The 16,241-nt window shown below is 64.1% G+C and carries 11 protein-coding genes; 8 read left to right on the forward strand and 3 right to left on the reverse strand.

The features are described 5' to 3' along the window. Window positions 1-154: 154 nt before the first annotated feature. The 3 genes from FIV38_RS17810 to FIV38_RS17820 are packed head-to-tail and all read right to left on the reverse strand — an operon-like array spanning window position 155 to window position 1,529. Window positions 155-370 (reverse strand): DUF1289 domain-containing protein, encoded by a 216-nt coding sequence (locus tag FIV38_RS17810; RefSeq protein WP_092233881.1) that lies wholly within the window; start codon window positions 368-370, stop codon window positions 155-157. Beyond that, window positions 367-891, reverse strand: a complete 525-nt coding sequence (locus tag FIV38_RS17815; RefSeq protein ID WP_070994759.1) for a gamma carbonic anhydrase family protein — start codon at window positions 889-891, stop codon at window positions 367-369. Before FIV38_RS17815 ends, FIV38_RS17810 begins: the two co-directional genes overlap by 4 nt. Window positions 892-926: 35 nt before the next feature. Continuing rightward, the gene (locus FIV38_RS17820) at window positions 927-1,529 is read right to left on the reverse strand and encodes a CoA pyrophosphatase (protein ID WP_029296164.1); all 603 of its coding nucleotides are present in this window, start codon (window positions 1,527-1,529) and stop codon (window positions 927-929) included. Between the two features lie 146 nt (window positions 1,530-1,675). Here FIV38_RS17820 and FIV38_RS17825 point away from each other — a divergent pair, with 146 nt between their 5' ends. From FIV38_RS17825 to FIV38_RS17860, 8 genes are all read left to right on the forward strand, one after another. Then, a complete protein-coding gene (locus tag FIV38_RS17825) occupies window positions 1,676-2,224 on the forward strand; it encodes an NUDIX hydrolase (RefSeq protein ID WP_070994758.1) in 549 nt (182 codons plus the stop codon). Between the two features lie 23 nt (window positions 2,225-2,247). Continuing rightward, complete coding sequence (locus FIV38_RS17830) at window positions 2,248-2,751, forward strand: L,D-transpeptidase family protein (protein WP_029296160.1); 504 nt, start codon at window positions 2,248-2,250, stop codon at window positions 2,749-2,751. Window positions 2,752-3,012: 261 nt separating this feature from the next. Then, window positions 3,013-3,771 carry a GntR family transcriptional regulator gene (locus FIV38_RS17835; RefSeq protein WP_029296156.1) on the forward strand — a complete coding sequence of 253 codons (759 nt, stop codon included), beginning with the start codon at window positions 3,013-3,015 and terminating at the stop codon, window positions 3,769-3,771. A 9-nt stretch (window positions 3,772-3,780) separates the two neighbouring features. Continuing rightward, window positions 3,781-4,887, forward strand: coding sequence for an N-acetylglucosamine-6-phosphate deacetylase (nagA, locus tag FIV38_RS17840; RefSeq protein WP_092233878.1), 1,107 nt, complete (start codon window positions 3,781-3,783; stop codon window positions 4,885-4,887). Further along, on the forward strand, window positions 4,868-5,890 hold the full coding sequence (locus FIV38_RS17845; protein ID WP_029296152.1) for an SIS domain-containing protein: 1,023 nt from the start codon (window positions 4,868-4,870) through the stop codon (window positions 5,888-5,890). Before nagA ends, FIV38_RS17845 begins: the two co-directional genes overlap by 20 nt. Window positions 5,891-5,927: 37 nt before the next feature. Next, window positions 5,928-8,435, forward strand: a complete 2,508-nt coding sequence (ptsP, locus tag FIV38_RS17850; protein WP_092233874.1) for a phosphoenolpyruvate--protein phosphotransferase — start codon at window positions 5,928-5,930, stop codon at window positions 8,433-8,435. 26 nt (window positions 8,436-8,461) lie between these two features. After that, window positions 8,462-10,177 (forward strand): N-acetylglucosamine-specific PTS transporter subunit IIBC, encoded by a 1,716-nt coding sequence (gene nagE / locus FIV38_RS17855; protein WP_092233871.1) that lies wholly within the window; start codon window positions 8,462-8,464, stop codon window positions 10,175-10,177. 77 nt (window positions 10,178-10,254) lie between these two features. Next, window positions 10,255-15,933 carry a membrane-targeted effector domain-containing toxin gene (locus FIV38_RS17860; RefSeq protein WP_092233868.1) on the forward strand — a complete coding sequence of 1,893 codons (5,679 nt, stop codon included), beginning with the start codon at window positions 10,255-10,257 and terminating at the stop codon, window positions 15,931-15,933. The last annotated feature ends 308 nt before the right edge of the window (window positions 15,934-16,241 follow it).

Consider the following 16,241-nt stretch of genomic DNA (forward strand, 5'->3'; position numbering starts at 1 on the left):
CTGGGCTGCGTAGCAGCCCTAAAGACAGGCGCTGCGGTGTACCTGAACGTCCGCGGAGGTTTTATTGGGGCTGCTACGCAGCCCAGCGCGGGGCAAGCCCGCTCGCCACAACAAGCCCGCTCGCCACAACAGGTTCGCTCGCCATTCAAAAATATCAGGCGCCGGATTTTCCGGGGATCATCCACAATATTCCACTGGCCTTCGCCCGTTCATGGCACAACCCCAGCACTACCCGGCGCTCGGCATTGTCCATGCGACTCCAACGGGTGATTTCGTCGACATTGCGCTGGCAACCGGTGCAGATATCGTCATCATCCAGCGCACAGATACTCACGCAGGGCGAGGCAACGGGGCGTTCTACCGGGTTCATTCTGGCTGCTCGACCAGATCACGGGCATAGCGCTGCGAGTTATGCACGTAGTGCGCAGCACTGGCCTCCAGCATTCTTTTCTGCTGCTCGGTCAACTCCCGCACGACCTTGCCAGGCGAGCCCATCACCAGCGAGCCGTCGGGGATTTCCTTGCCTTCGCCGATCAACGAGTTGGCGCCGATGATGCAGTGCCGGCCGATCTTGGCACCGTTGAGGATCACCGCATTGATGCCAATCAGGCTGTAGTCGCCGACGGTGCAGCCATGCAGCATGGCGTTATGCCCAACCGTCACACCAGTGCCCAGGGTCAGCGGGTAGCCCATGTCGGTGTGCATCACGCTGCCGTCCTGCACGTTGCTGTTCTTGCCGATCAGGATCAGTTCGTTGTCACCACGCAACACCGCGTTGAACCAGACGTTGGCCCCCTCTTCCAGCTTGACCTTGCCCACCAGCGTGGCATTGGGCGCCACCCAGCTGTGTGGATGGGTCTCGACGCGGGCATCGCCCAGGCGGTATTTCATGGTCTTCCCTCACGGCTTGCCATTCAAACGATGGCTTAGGTATTGATAAAGCTTTTCGGCGGTCGATGCAGGCTGATGTCGGCATCGTCATAGAGCAGGTTGATCAACTCTACGATCATGATCGCCGTCAGGCCCCAGATCTTGTATTCACCGAACCGATAGCTGGGCACGTACCAACTGCGGCCCTGGTAATCGATGCGATGGGTGTGCTCGCGCGGGTCCTGGCGGAAAAACTCCAGGGGCACGCTGAATACCGCAGCAATCTCGGCGTCGTTGGCCAGGTACTCGACATAATCGGGAATCACCCCCACATACGGGGTCACACGGATGCCGTGCAGGGAGATCAGCGGGCTCAAGGGGCCGATCACTTCCACCAGGCCCGGCGGCAGGCCGATTTCTTCTTCGGCCTCGCGCAGGGCAGTGAACACCAGGTCCGGGTCTTCCGGGTCGCGCCGCCCTCCCGGAAAGGCCACTTCGCCACCGTGGGTCGACAGCCCGCTGGCGCGCAGGGTCAGGATCAGCTCGGGTTCGTCACTACGGGTAATCGGCACCAGCACGGCGGCCTCGGGGAAACGTCCGTCAGTTTCCAGCGTGCGTGGCGTGTGATTGCTTACCCGGCGAAGTAGCTCGTCCAGCATGAGTCATCTCGATCTGTTGGCTACCTTGCATCATGCACCAAAGCGTACGGGCGCCCAACCCCAAAACCCCGGCGGTGTCGCTAAACGACAACTTGCAGGCCACTGCCCTGCACGCCAAGATAGGCGCAGTCCCCAGGAACCCAAGCATGAACTTCTGCAGCCAATGCGGTAAACCGGTCATCCAGCGCATTCCCGAAGGCGACGCACGCCTGCGTTATGTGTGTGACCACTGTCAGACTATTCACTACCAGAATCCCAATATCGTCGCCGGCACCCTGCCCGTCTGGGGCAACCAGGTGCTGCTGTGCCGACGGGCCATCGAGCCGCGCCTGGGCTTCTGGACCCTGCCTGCAGGCTTTATGGAAAACGGCGAGACCGTCGAACAGGGCGCCATGCGCGAAACCCTTGAGGAAGCCTGCGCCAGGGTGCGCAACCTGAGCATCTACACGCTGATCGATGTACCGCACATCAGCCAGGTGCATATCTTCTACCGCGCCGAACTGATCGACCTGGACTTTGCCGCCGGCCCCGAGAGCCTGGAAGTCAGGCTGTTCGATGAAGCCGATATCCCTTGGTCCGAGCTGGCTTTCCGCACGGTCAGGCGTACCTTAGAATGCTTTTTCGCTGACCGTCGGCAACAGGTGTTCCCCGTGCGCAGCGAATCGGTGCCGCCTGCGACTCAACCGGCGCAATAAGCCTTTATACGGATATCGTTTCAATGCGTTGGTTGCTTGCCCTGCTCTGCCTGTCGTTCGCCAGCCTGTCGTGCGCCACCACCCTGCAAACCCTGGGCGGCAAACCCGTCGAGAAGATCCTGGTGCTCAAGTCCGCCCATCAGTTGCAACTGATCAACGACGGCAAGCCGCTCAAGACCTACCGTATTTCCCTGGGCAAGAACCCCAAGGGCCACAAGCTGATCGAAGGCGACCGCCGCACCCCGGAAGGCTTCTACTGGATCGACTGGCGCAAGACCAGCGACCGCTTCAACCTGTCCATGCACATCTCCTACCCCAATATCAGCGATGCCGCCCGCGCGCGCCGCGAAGGGGTCAAGCCCGGCAGCATGATCATGATCCACGGCACGCCAGACAGTGAGGAATACCCCGAACAGTGGTTCCACACCCTGGACTGGACCGACGGCTGCATCGGTATGCGCAATGTCGACATGCGCGAAGTGTGGAACCTGGTCAAGGACGGCACGATGATCGAGATCCGCCCGTAACCGGCACCGTTCGTAAAATAATTCAAAAAAAACCTGCCTCCCCCACAGCCCCTGCCGGTGAATACCATTTCACTGCCAGGGGCTGCGTCTTTCTGCGCGCGATAAAGACCTCTCTAATACCACTTGATGCCAGGCACCTTTAAGGTGCCTGCAAACAGCCGTTTGCACGCTTTTGGCGGCATTGACATGGTATTTAAGTGGTATTAATTTCCGGCCATTACCGGGCGACAACACTCCAATAACGCATCGGAAACCCTACAGATGAATCCCATCCAGACCCTGCGTCCTGACGACCGACAATCCACGCCGCTGTACCTGCAACTGGCCCGCAATCTGGAAGCCGCGATCCATGCCGGCCAGTGGAAATCCGAGCAGGCCTTGCCCTCGGAGCGCGTGCTCAGCGAGCAGTTGAGCATTTCCCGGGTCACCGCCCGCAAAGCCCTGGAAGTGTTGTTCGCCCAAGGCCTGATCCGCCGCAGCCAAGGCTCCGGGACTTTTATTACGCCGCGCCTGGAACAACCGCTGTCGCGCCTTTCGGGGTTCAGCGAAATGCTGCGGCTCAAGGGGTTTGCCCCCAGTTCGCAATGGCTGGTGCGCGAGATCACCCCGCCGACCCATGAAGAACTGATCCGCCTGGGCCTGTCGCCCACCGACAAAGTGGCGCGGCTCAAGCGCCTGCGCAAAGCGGACGACACCGTGATGGCCATCGAGATGAGCGCCCTGCCCGCTTCGATCATTCCCAACCCCCAGGCCATCGGCAGCTCGCTCTACGAATACCTGGAAGGCATCGGCAAACCGGTGGTGCGGGCCCTGCAACACATCCAGGCAATCAACGCCTCGGACGAGTTCGCGGCCCTGGTGGGCATCGCCCCCGGCACCGCCATGCTGCTGATGACCCGGGTCGGCTACACCGCCGACAACACGCCCATCGAGATCACCGACACCTACTGCCGCAACGACTACTACGACTTTGTCGCAGAGCTGCGTCGCTATGACTTTGCCGCCGAGTTGCGGCCTTAGAGAACTGCCATGTCCGAAGACAATATCCTCACGCCCCACGGCTGGATTCGCGGCCGCCTGGTGCACCACGAAGGCAAGGTCAGCGCCGTCGAAGGCGTGCCTTGCGATCCGGCCGACAACGACCTGCCCTACTTGCTGCCAGGTTTTATCGACCTGCATGTGCACGGCGGCGGCGGCAAGGACATCATGGAAGGCCGCAGCGCCTTCGAGACCATCACTCGCACCCATGTGCGTTTCGGCACCACCTCGTTGTTGGCCACCACCATGACTGCGCCGGTCGAGGAAATCTCCCGGGTGCTCGGCGAACTCGGCCAGTTCTGCGAACAGCGCCCGGCCGGCAGCGCCCGAGTGCTGGGGGTGCATCTGGAAGGCCCCTACATCAACCCGGGCAAGCTCGGCGCCCAACCGAACTTCGCCCACACAGCGCTGATGGCCGAGGTTGAGGAATACCTGCGCCTGGCGCCGATCCGGGTGATCACCATTGCCCCGGAAATCGCCGGCCATGACGACCTGATCCGCGCGCTCAGCCAACGCGGGGTGCGCATGCAGATCGGCCATACCCTGGGCAGCTATGAAGAAGGCGTCGCCGCCCTGGCCGCCGGCGCGACCAGCTTTACCCACCTGTACAACGCCATGAGCCCGCTGCATCACCGCGAGCCGGGCATCGTCGGCGCCGCCCTGGCCCATGCCAAATACGCAGAGTTGATCCCGGACCTGCTGCACGTGCACCCCGGCGCCATGCGCGTGGCCCTGCGCTCGATCCCCTGCCTGTACTGCGTCACCGACTCCACGGCCGCCGCCGGCATGCCCGACGGTAAATACAAGCTGGGCAGCCATACCGTGACCAAATGCCTGGGCGGCGTGCGCCTGGCCGACGGCACCCTAGCCGGCAGCACCCTGACCATGGATCAGGCGCTGCGCAACCTGGTGAAGATCGGCCTGCCGATCAACGAAGCCTCACAGCGCCTGTCGCAATTTCCTGCGGACTATCTGGGCCTGGAACAACGCGGCCGCCTGCAACCCGGCAGTTTTGCCGACTGCGTGCGCCTGGACCGCTCCCTGCACCTCACCGACGTAATGGTCGAAGGAGAAACCATTGACTTCAAAAATGCTTGAAGAGGCCCTGGCCTCCTGTGAGGCCGTCGCGGCCCAATTGCAATGCCTCGACCCGCTGCTGGCCGAAGTCGCGGGCCGCCTGCGCCGCCAGCCGCCGCAAGTGGCGATGACCGTCGCCCGTGGCAGTTCGGACCACGCCGCCAGCTACTTCGCCTACCTGACCATGCAACACGTGGGCGTGCCGGTGGCGTCGCTGCCGATGTCGGTGGTGACACTGGCGCAGGCGCCGCTGAAAGTCAGCGGTCAGGCCGCCTTCGGGTTTTCCCAGTCGGGGCAAAGCCCGGACCTGGTCAACAGCCTGCGCCTGCTGCGCAAGCGCGGGGCGTTGAGCGTATCGATGGTCAACGCCGAAGACTCGCCCCTGGAGGCCGCGTGCGAATTCCATGTGCCCCTGTGCGCCGGCCCCGAACGCAGTGTGGCCGCGACCAAGAGCTTTATCGCCACCTTGAGCGCCAGTGCCCAGTTGGTCGGCCACTGGAACCAGGAAGACGGCCTGCTCGAAGCCTGCCACGCCTTGCCTGCCGGCCTGCGCGAAGCGGCGACCCAGGACTGGAGCCTGGCCATCGACGCCCTGCGCGATTGCCAGCGCCTGATGGTTATCGGCCGTGGCGCCGGGTTTGCCATTGCCCAGGAAGCCGCGCTCAAACTCAAGGAAACCTCGGCGATCCAGGCCGAAGCCTTCAGCAGCGCCGAAGTGCGCCATGGGCCGATGGCCTTGATCGACGCCAACTACCCGTTGCTGGTGTTCGCCCCACGCGGCGCCGAACAGCCGGGCTTGCTGACCCTGGCCACGGAAATGCGCCAACGCGGCGCCCGCGTGCTGCTGGCCGCACCCGACGATATCGCCGAGCGTGACCTGACCCTCAGCCGCGCCGAACACCCGGCCCTGGACCCGATCCTGGCGATCCAGAGCTTTTACGTAATGGCCGCCGGCCTGGCCCAGGCCCGGGGCATGGACCCCGACCAGCCGCGCCACCTGAGCAAAGTCACCCGCACCCACTGAAGTGATGTGCAGCGTTTTCCTGATGAGTACCGTGCCCATGACCAACAATAACAATGACCTGACCCTCAACGCGCCCCTGACCGGGCCGGTGCGGACCCTGGGCAACGTGCCAGACGAGGTGTTCGCCAGCGGCGCCATGGGCGATGGCCTGGCCATCGACCCGCTCAACGATTGCCTGTATGCGCCATGCGATGGCGTGGTGATTCACCTTGCCCGCACCGGGCATGCGCTGACCCTGCGTGCCGACAACGGTGCAGAGATCCTGTTGCACGTGGGCATCGACACCGTCGAGCTCAAGGGCGAGGGCTTTGCGCTGCTGGTCAAGGAGGGCGCCCGGGTGAGCAGCGGCCAGGCCCTGGTGCGCCTGGACCTGGACCGCATCGCCCGCCAGTGCAAAAGCCTGATCAGCCTGATCATCCTCACCAACAGCGATCAGTTCGAGCTGCGACCGTTCAGCATGCAAATGGCGACCGTGGGCCAACCGCTGATGCAGGTCTACCCGCGCCACACCTCGGCCACCCGCACAGCGCCTGGCGCGCACACCGGCAACGCCGCCAGCGCCAGCATTCGCATCACCCACAAGGGTGGCCTGCATGCACGCCCCGCTGCGTTGATCCGCAAGACCGCGCAAGGTTTCAGCAGCCAGTCGCACCTGCATTTCGCCGGCAAATCTGCGCCGTGCGGCAGCCTGATCGGCCTGCTGGGCCTGGGGATTGGCGAGCAGGACGAAGTGCGCGTCAGTTGCCAAGGCGAAGACAGCGAAGCCGCCTTGCAAGCCCTGCTCGCGGCGTTGTCCCTGGCGGTTCCCCACAAAGCCCCGGCCACCGTCGCTGCGCAGCGCGCCCCCGCCCAAGCCGGTGTTTTGCAAGGTGTCTGCGCCGCACCTGGCCTGGTCTGCGGGCCTTTGTGGCGAATGAGCAGCATCGAGTTGCCTGCAGACCCGCGAACCCACGTCGCCGATGAGCAGTTGCAGCAACTGGACGCCGCCCTGGAGCAGGTGCGCGGGGAAATCCGCCGTACCCTGGAGCACGCCCGCCGGCGCAAGGACGTGGACGAAGAGGAGATCTTCGCCGCCCACCTGGCCCTGCTGGAAGACCCCGCCCTGCTGGAGGCCGCCACCGCTGCCATCGAGCAAGGCAGCGCCGCCACCCACGCCTGGCGCGATGCAATCCAGGCCCAATGCGCCGTGCTGCTGGGCTTGGGCAAGCCGTTGTTCGCCGAGCGCGCCAACGACCTGCGGGACTTGCAGCAGCGGGTCCTGCGGGCGCTGCTGGGTGAAGCCTGGCAGTTCGAGTTGCCGGCCGGCGCCATTGTCGCCGCCCATGAATTGACCCCCTCGGACCTGCTGCAGTTGAGCGAGCAGAACGCTGCGGGCCTGTGCATGGCCGAAGGGGGCGCCACCTCCCATGTGGCGATCCTGGCCCGGGGCAAAGGCTTGCCCTGTGTGGTCGCCCTGGGCAGTGAAGTGCTCGATGTGCCCCAAGGCCAGCGTGTGGTGCTGGACGCCGCCAACGGCCGCCTGGAACTGATGCCCGATGATGCACGCCACGCCGAGGTGCACCAGATCCGCGATGCGCAAAAACTGCAGCGCCAGCAGCAACAGGCCCAGGCCCAGACAGCGGCCAGCACCCTTGATGGCGTAAGCGTTGAGGTGGCGGCCAATGTGGCCTCCAGCAGCGAGGCACAGATGGCCTACGAAAACGGCGCCGATGGCGTTGGCCTGTTGCGTACCGAATTTCTGTTTGTCGAGCGCCGCACCGCGCCCGATGAGCAAGAGCAGCGCCAGGCCTACCAGGCGGTGCTGGACGCCATGGGCGACAAACCAGTGATCATTCGCACCATCGATGTGGGCGGCGACAAACAGCTCGACTATCTGCCACTGCCCGCCGAAGCCAATCCGGTGCTGGGCCTGCGCGGCATTCGCATGGCCCAGGTACGCCCGGAACTGCTCGACCAGCAATTGCGTGCCCTGCTGCAGGTCAGCCCGCTGCAGCGCTGCCGGATCCTGTTGCCAATGGTCAGTGAAGTGGACGAGTTGCTGCACATTCGCCAGCGCCTCGACGACCTGTGCGCCGAACTGGGGTTGACCCAGCGCCCGGACCTGGGGGTGATGATCGAAGTGCCGGCCGCCGCGCTGATGGCCGAGCAACTGGCCGAGCATGCGGACTTTTTGTCGATCGGCACCAATGACCTGTCCCAGTACACCCTGGCCATGGACCGCGACCATGCCGGCCTGGCTGCCCGGGTCGATGCACTGCACCCGGCGCTGTTGCGCCTGATCGCCCAGACCTGCGCCGGCGCCGCGAAACATGGCCGTTGGGTCGGCGTGTGTGGCGCCCTGGCCTCCGACCCGCTGGCCACACCGGTGCTGGTGGGCCTGGGGGTGCGCGAGCTGTCCGTGAGCCCGCCGCAGATTGCTGAAATCAAAGACCGTGTGCGCCACCTCGACGCCACGCAATGCCGGCAACTGAGCCAGGGCCTGCTCAACCTGAGCAGCGCCGGGGCCGTACGCCAAGCCTGTCACCAGCACTGGCCGTTGAGCTGACAACAACAAGAAAAAGGAGACTCGCCATGTACCAATTGTTCATCGAAGGCCTGCAACGCCTGGGCCGCGCATTGATGCTACCCATCGCCATCCTGCCGATTGCCGGCCTGCTGCTGCGCCTGGGTGATACCGACCTGCTGAACATCGCGGTGATGCACGACGCCGGGCAAGCGATCTTTGCCAACCTGGCCCTGATTTTCGCCATCGGTATCGCCGTCGGCTTTGCCCGGGACAACAACGGCACGGCCGGGCTGGCGGGCGCCATCGGTTACCTGGTGATGATCTCGACCCTCAAGGTGCTGGACTCGACCATCAACATGGGCATGCTGGCCGGGATCGTCAGCGGCTTGATGGCCGGCGCCCTGTACAACCGCTTCAAGGACATCAAGCTGCCGGAGTACCTGGCCTTTTTCGGCGGGCGACGCTTCGTGCCGATTGTCACCGGGTTCTCGGCAGTGGGCCTGGGCGTGGTGTTCGGCCTGATCTGGCCACCGGTGCAGCACGCCATCAACGGCTTCGGCGTCTTGCTGATGGAAAGCGGCAGCCTGGGGGCGTTTGTGTTTGGCGTATTCAACCGCCTGCTGATCGTCACCGGCCTGCACCATATCCTCAACAATATGGCCTGGTTCGTGTTCGGCAGCTTCACCGACCCGGCCACCGGCGCGGTGGTGACGGGCGACCTGACCCGCTACTTTGCCGGCGACCCCAACGGCGGCCAGTTCATGACAGGCATGTTCCCGGTGATGCTGTTCGGCCTGCCGGCGGCGTGCCTGGCGATGTACCGCAATGCCCTGCCGGAGCGGCGCAAGATCATGGGCGGGATATTCCTGTCGATGGCCCTGACCTCGTTCCTCACCGGGGTGACCGAGCCGATCGAGTTTGCGTTCATGTTCCTCGCGCCGTTCCTGTATCTGCTGCATGCGCTGCTGACAGGCCTGTCGATGGCCGTCACCAACCTGCTGGACATTCACCTGGGCTTCACCTTTTCCGGCGGTTTCATCGACATGGTCCTGGGCTGGGGCAAATCCACCAATGGCTGGCTGGTGGTGCCCGTGGGCCTGGCGTATGCGCTGATCTACTACAGCGTGTTCAGCTACTGCATCCGCCGCTTCAACCTGAAAACGCCAGGGCGCGAAGACATCCAGGTGGCCCAGGCCGAGGTCATGACGGATAACCAGCGGGCCCATGCGTACCTGCGCGCATTGGGCGGTGCCGCGAACCTGTTGAGCGTCGGCGCCTGCACCACGCGCTTGCGCCTGGACATGGTGGACCGCAACAAGGCGCTGGATGCCGAGTTGAAAGCCCTTGGCGCCATGGCCGTGGTCCGTCCCGGCAACGGCGGCAGCCTGCAGGTCGTCGTCGGACCGCTGGCCGATAGCATTGCCGATGAAATCCGCCTGGCGATGCCCTCATCCAATCACGTGCCGGTAGCCGGCGCCGCCATGCCAGCGCCAGCGGCCAGCGCCGCTACAGTCGCCACGGCCCAGGCACAGCAATGGCTGGATGCATTGGGCGGGCAGGACAATGTGGTGCAACTGGACTGCATCGCCATGACCCGTATCCGCCTGCAACTGGCCGATGAAAAAGGCCTGTCGCAGGCGCAACTCAACAGCCTCGGCTGCCAGGGTGTCAGCCGGCTTGAAGACGGCGTGTGGCATTTGCTGGTCGGCGACCAGGCCCAGGGCTTGAGCGACGCCCTCAAGGCCCTGGCACAACGCAACCCGGTGCGCGCGGGCGCCTGACCTACCTATCTACCGCCCCGCCCGGGGCGGCCCTGCCCATGCTGACAGCTCTAACCCTCAGCATGGAGCCCGTGCCTGTGAGCACTTCCAATCCCCCCTTGAGCTTTGACGAGATCAAAGGCTCACTCAACCTGATCGGCCACTACCTGCTCGATGTCGATGGGCCGTTGCTGCCTGCGCAAACCCAGTCGGCAGACCTGGCTTATCTGGAACGCTTGAACACCCTTCTCAAACAGTACCGGCAACAGTTCCTCGACAAGAGCCGTGCGCTGTACCAGGGATTGGCCGAACGTGATCTGCAAAGCGCTGAAGGCCAGACCCTGCTGGCCACCCTCAGAACCACGCTGAACACACAACTGCAGGACATGGACCGCCGCGAGCAGATCGACGGCAAGGCACGTAAATCCTTCATGACCTTTGAGGCCGGCTACACAGCCCTGACTCACGAAGCCGCACTCGCGGGCGCCGACCGCCTGCTGCACCCGCAGGAGTTGGCGATCCTGGACCGCATACCGCTTGGCGTCACACAACGCCCAGGCCTGTATGCACTGACCTTTGAATACCAGGAGCAAACCGTCGAACTGGCCGCAGCTTTTGTGCTGACCGAACATTCAAGCCCGCAGGTGAGCGAGCTTCAATCGAGCACACCGGTCGGCCGTGTGGCGCTGTTTACCCCCTCACGCGGGATCGAGTTTTTTGCCACCCTCATCGACCTCGACACCGCGCTGTTCCAGCGCCTGGACGCCGCCGCCGAGCGCACGCACTTCATGGGCCTGCTGCCCACCGACTACCACGCGTTGACGCCACACGCCGTCTGGCCGCTGGGGTTGAACCCGATCAGTGAGCGGCCGCTGTTCGAACACCTCGACAACCAACTGATCGCCAAGCGCAGCGATGACATCACCCGCGCCCTCAGCCTGGTGGACAACCCGCACAGCGACGCGCAAGCCCTGATCAACGCGCTGGAGCAGGCCATCGCTACTGCCGTTCCCGACGTCAGCGCGCGCCTGCAATGGCGTGCCCAACTGCTGCTCGACCGATGGCTGCGGTACAGCGCGCCGGACTGGTACCGCAGCGCCACCGACCCCCAACGTGCTCAACTCGCCGAACATCTGCACCATTACAACCAGGCCCGGCAACACCTGGAGCAACTGTTCGGCGCCCTCGCCACGCCTTACGCGCTGGCGCGCCACCAATGGCTGGAGCGCCTGAGCGATGAGCTGGATATCCACGACCTCGAACCGCAACGCCTGCTGGTAACCACGCGGCGCTTGCTCAACCCGATCTGCGAATACAACCACGAGCGCGACCTGGTCGAGCTGGCCTTGCGCGGCCCACATCCCGACGATGAGCACACCGGCTCCGACTTCCTGAAAAAAACCAGCCTCAGCTACGACGGCGCGCCACTGCCCGCCGCCTACGCCGAGCTGACACCAGGTTGGCTCGCGGAGCAACTGGGTACGCTACAACCGCGTATCGACTTCAGTACCTTGCAAAAGCAACTCCACGCGAAGACCGAACTGTGCCAGGCCATCGAGGCCATGCTTGATCACAGAATCAGTACCCTGGCCTGCACCGCGCTGCTGCAGGGGCATCTCAGCGCTGACGATGTCGAGCTGATCCAGCGCGTGCGCCAAGGCAGCGACCCATTGCTGAGCGCCTCAACCCTGGCGTTGCACGAGGCTCAGTTGCAAGACCTGTGGGTGCTGCGCCGGCGCAACGCCAGCGGCGCCGTCGACCGCGTGTTGCTGTGTACGCCGCAAGCACCGCGCGCGCAGCAATTCCAGGCGTTCGACAGTGAAGTTGCCTGCCAGAATCACATCCTCGGCTGGACCCTGGACAATGGCGTCAAGTCACCGCCCGGCACCCTCACCGATTACCTGGTCACCCGCGTCGCCCTGCGCTTTCGCGCCAAGATGAAACAGGTGCTCAGCGGCCTGAGCTACAAGTTTCACGCCCAGGAGCACCGCGAAATCAGCTTCGGCCCCACCGTCAGCCATGCCGATTGCCTCAAGGCAATGGCCACCCATGTGTTGGCCACGCGCCTGGATGACGATGAGTTCAGCACTCCCGCCTGGTTCCGCGCGGCGCCGCTGCCCACGCGGCGCACCCTGATGAAACTGGCGGACGACACCGAAGGCGGTCTGCGTGCCTACAACGATTACCCCTTGTCCGAGGCGCAGGTGCCGAGCTTCAGCACGTACCTGCATGAGCAGGCGCGCCAGCGCCTGGGCACGCTGCTTGGGCGCCCGCGCTCCGACGTCGACCCCGACAGCGTCTGGGCCTACGCACCCACGCTCGCCAAGGCTGCGCCAATCAGCTACACCCAGCTGTACCGCGACGGCTACGCCGACGGCATCGGTTTTCTCGACGAAAAATTCTCCCGCTCGGCCCGCTTCAAAGGCCCCGACGGCGTGGACCTGAGCCCGCTGACTGCCGAGAAAGTCGCGCGCTCGGTCACCGGGGTCTGGGTCGGCGAGCGGTATATCAATGAGATCAAGACCCGCCTGCTGAACGTCGACAGCCCGGACTACGCGCTGCGGCGCAACGCCACCCTGGCCCTGACCCAAGGGCAACTGCGCAGCGCCGCCCTTGAATGCCGCCTGCAAGGGCATATCGCCGCGCTCGACGGCGCTTGGCTGGAGCGCAGCATTGCCAGCATGGACCAGACCTCGCCGGCGATCCGCCGTGATCACGCGATCCACCGCTTGAGCATCGACGGCGAATGGGTGATCGGCTGCTACCTCTTCACCCATGCCGACGCCCCGACGCTGCTCTACACCCCCAACGCCCCGGACGGCATCAGCGTGCGTGAGGCCCGGCAGTTCAACTACCTGTTGAAAAAACTCCCCGGCATGCTCGGTTACCTGGTGCAGCGCGTCGCGGTGCAGTCCCAGGGGCGGGTGCGCACTTTCCTTGAGGACGCCCGGCGGCAGTTGCCACAAGGGCTGGATAAAACCAGTGTCAGCCCGCCGCGCCATGACCCGATCCGCGCACAGACCCAGATCCAGGACCTGCGACGCGAGGTGTATGACCTCAAGCTGCAACGCACGATGGATGACGTGAAAGCCACCACCGTCAACCGCACCCAGATGATCAGCGGCATCGCCTGGACGTGCGTGGAATGGGTCGCCGCCATCGCCACCGCACCCTTCCCGGTGCTGAGCCTGAGCATCGGCCTGGCGCTGGCGTTCAAGGACGGCATGCTCGCTCTGCACGCCTACCATCAAGGCGACAACGCCCAGGCCCTGGAACACTTGATCGGTTACCTGCTCAACAGCGCCGGCGGCTTGTTCACCGATCTGCGCCCGGCCCTCGGCACCCTGCAACAGTTTGCCGTGCGCCAGGCCCCCCGGCGTATTGTGCAGAGCCCTGCGCTAAGACTGATCAGCCCACTGGAACCGCCGCCGCTCAAGCCTGCCGGGATGCAATCGGTGTTGTTCCAGGGCGAATTTCTCTGGGCGCACAAAACACCGGACCCGATCGGGCGCTATCTGCTCTATCGCCTCGACCCGGTCACCGGCAAGTTGGTGTCCACCACCCGCCTCGCTGCCCCGGATGACCTGGGCATTTGGCGACGCACTGGCGTGATCGGCGGCGCGCCGAAGTATGAAAAACTGCCACAGACACCCGACGCACTGAAGCGTTATGAGATGCCGGCCAAGTACGCAGACAAGCTGGAGCACGTGCTCAACCCCAACCTCAAGGCGCAACTGCACCAACAGGGCGACTGGGTGTACGAAAACCCCCACATCACCTTGGCCGCAGCGGCCCGGGACCTGCGACCGCTGCGTGAGGTGTACCAGCAACAGGTCAGCCAACTGACCCGCGATGCCGAGGACTTCTTCCGCCAGCAGCCGCCCGTGGCGCCCCGTGCGCAGGTGCCGGCCGTCGCGTTGGAGAACTCGCTGGCCGCACTCACCGACAACGCTGCGTTTACCCGCGCACCGAACCTGATCATCGGCGCCATCCCCGACAGCGGCGTCGGCCAACAGGTGCTGATCGACAACCTCGAGGCGCTGTTCGACAAAGGCTTCAAGCGCCTGTACATCGAATACCTGCCCGGTGATGTATTCCGCCCGAAACTGGACAAGCTCAACAGCGGCCAATCCTGGAAGCACATCGAGCGGCATCTGATGCTTGTGGACAAGGACCTCGGGTTTGCCGACAACGCCGAATTTTCCTACCTGGCGCTGGTACGCAAGGCTTCAGCCAAAGGCATCAAGATCAAAGCGCTGGACGCCTCGACCTGCTACGACCTGGATGACGCCCTCCACCTCGGCGACACCCCGCCCACCACCACGCGCGGCACCGCCTTGCGCAACTTCTACTCGCACAAAGTCCTGCTGGCCGACAGCGAAGCCGTGCCCGATGAACGCTGGATCGCCCTGATGGACCCGGCACGCATGACCACAACCGATCAGGCGCCGGGCCTGGCCGACCTGCACAAAGCAATTGCCGTACGCGTGGAGGATGTCGGCGCTGATCAGGCCGTGGGTTTGCGCATTGATGCGGGCGACACCACAGCCGATTACACCCTGGCCGTGCGTGCGCCTGAACGCCCCGTAATATCGCCAGGCCCGTCGATGGCTGAGGCAACGGTCACGCATTTCAGCGACTACGATCTGGCTGCCGACCTGCGCGAAAGCATCCTGGCCCAGTCCAACCAGTATCGCGGGCTGGACACCCGTTACCTGCCGGGGCCCGCGCATCGCAAGGCGTTTTCGGCCTTCAAAAGCACACGAGACCGTCTGACCCTGGATGCCCAGCAGTATTTCAGCCAGCACACCCTGCCGGCCCGCCCGGAATTGTCGCGGCTCAACGGCCAAACGCTGCCGGAGCCGTTTTTGCGTGCGGTGAGTGAAAGCCAACTGGCGGGGCTGGTCATCGGCGAGGCGCACAGCGCGCAGGCGAGCAAAGCGTTCCTGATCAAACACATGAAGCAACTCAAGGCGCTGAAGTTCGACACGCTGTACGTCGAACATTTACTCACCGACTTGCACCAAGCGGAGTTGGATGCCTTGCGCCAGTCAAAACGCCTGTCGCCCGCGCTCAAGGACTACCTCAAACGCCAGAACGCCGGGCATATGCCGCTCTACAGCGGCGCCAACAGCTATTTAGAAGTGATCCAGCAAGCCAACAAACACGGGCTGCGCGTGCGAGCGCTCGATTGCACCGCCAGTTATTACGTCAAGGGCGCCAACCCCGAAGCGCGCAACCAGATGTTCAGCTACTTCGCCTCCCGGGTGATCGACGCCGACCAGGCGGCACACGGCGCGCACAAATGGGTGGCGTTCATCGGCAGCGCCCACACCAACACCCACCTGCAAGTGCCTGGCCTGGCCGAGCTGCAAGGCGCCGCCAGCCTGCACATCCGCGACGCAGCGCCCAGCCGCTCACTCCCCATCCAGCCCGGCCGCTGGGAGACGAACCTGGAAACCCGCTGGACCGCCCTGCGCAGCGACTTCACCTTGCAGGTCGGCATCGCCGACATCCGCGAACCGACGGCCTTCGTACCGCTGGACCGCACGCGGCTGAAAGTGTCCGGGCACTTTCTGGTCGAACGCCCGTCCACGGCAGAAACCAACCTGCTGCATAAATCCAGAACCGGGGAAATCGTCTCGACCCCGATCCAGGTGGACGATCAGGGCATGTTCTTCATCGATCGCTGGGGCATGACCGAGCAGCGCTTTGTCTACCAGACCACCTTGATCGACGCCATTCGTGCCGAGGTAAAACTCACGCCCGCGCCATAAGCCGGGCAAAAATCCGCCTTCCCGGTAGGGAGGGCGGGTTGTTTGGACGGGCGCTATCGCAGCATAGCTATCCACACAACTTCCAATAACTAACAACCTTCCCCGTGGCGAGCGGGCTTGCCCGCGCTGGGCTGCGAAGCAGCCCCAGTAAGCCGAATGCGGTATATCAGACACTCCGTAGCGGCTGGTTTTGGGGCTGCTTCGCAGCCCAACGCGGGGCAAGCCCGCTCGCCACAACGGCCCTATCTGCTTATTGTGTAGGTATCGATGGCTATCACAGGCAACAAAAAACCCGCTGACCAAACTGG

Origin of the sequence: Pseudomonas proteolytica (genome assembly GCF_007858275.1) — a bacterium.
Lineage (GTDB): Bacteria > Pseudomonadota > Gammaproteobacteria > Pseudomonadales > Pseudomonadaceae > Aquipseudomonas > Aquipseudomonas proteolytica.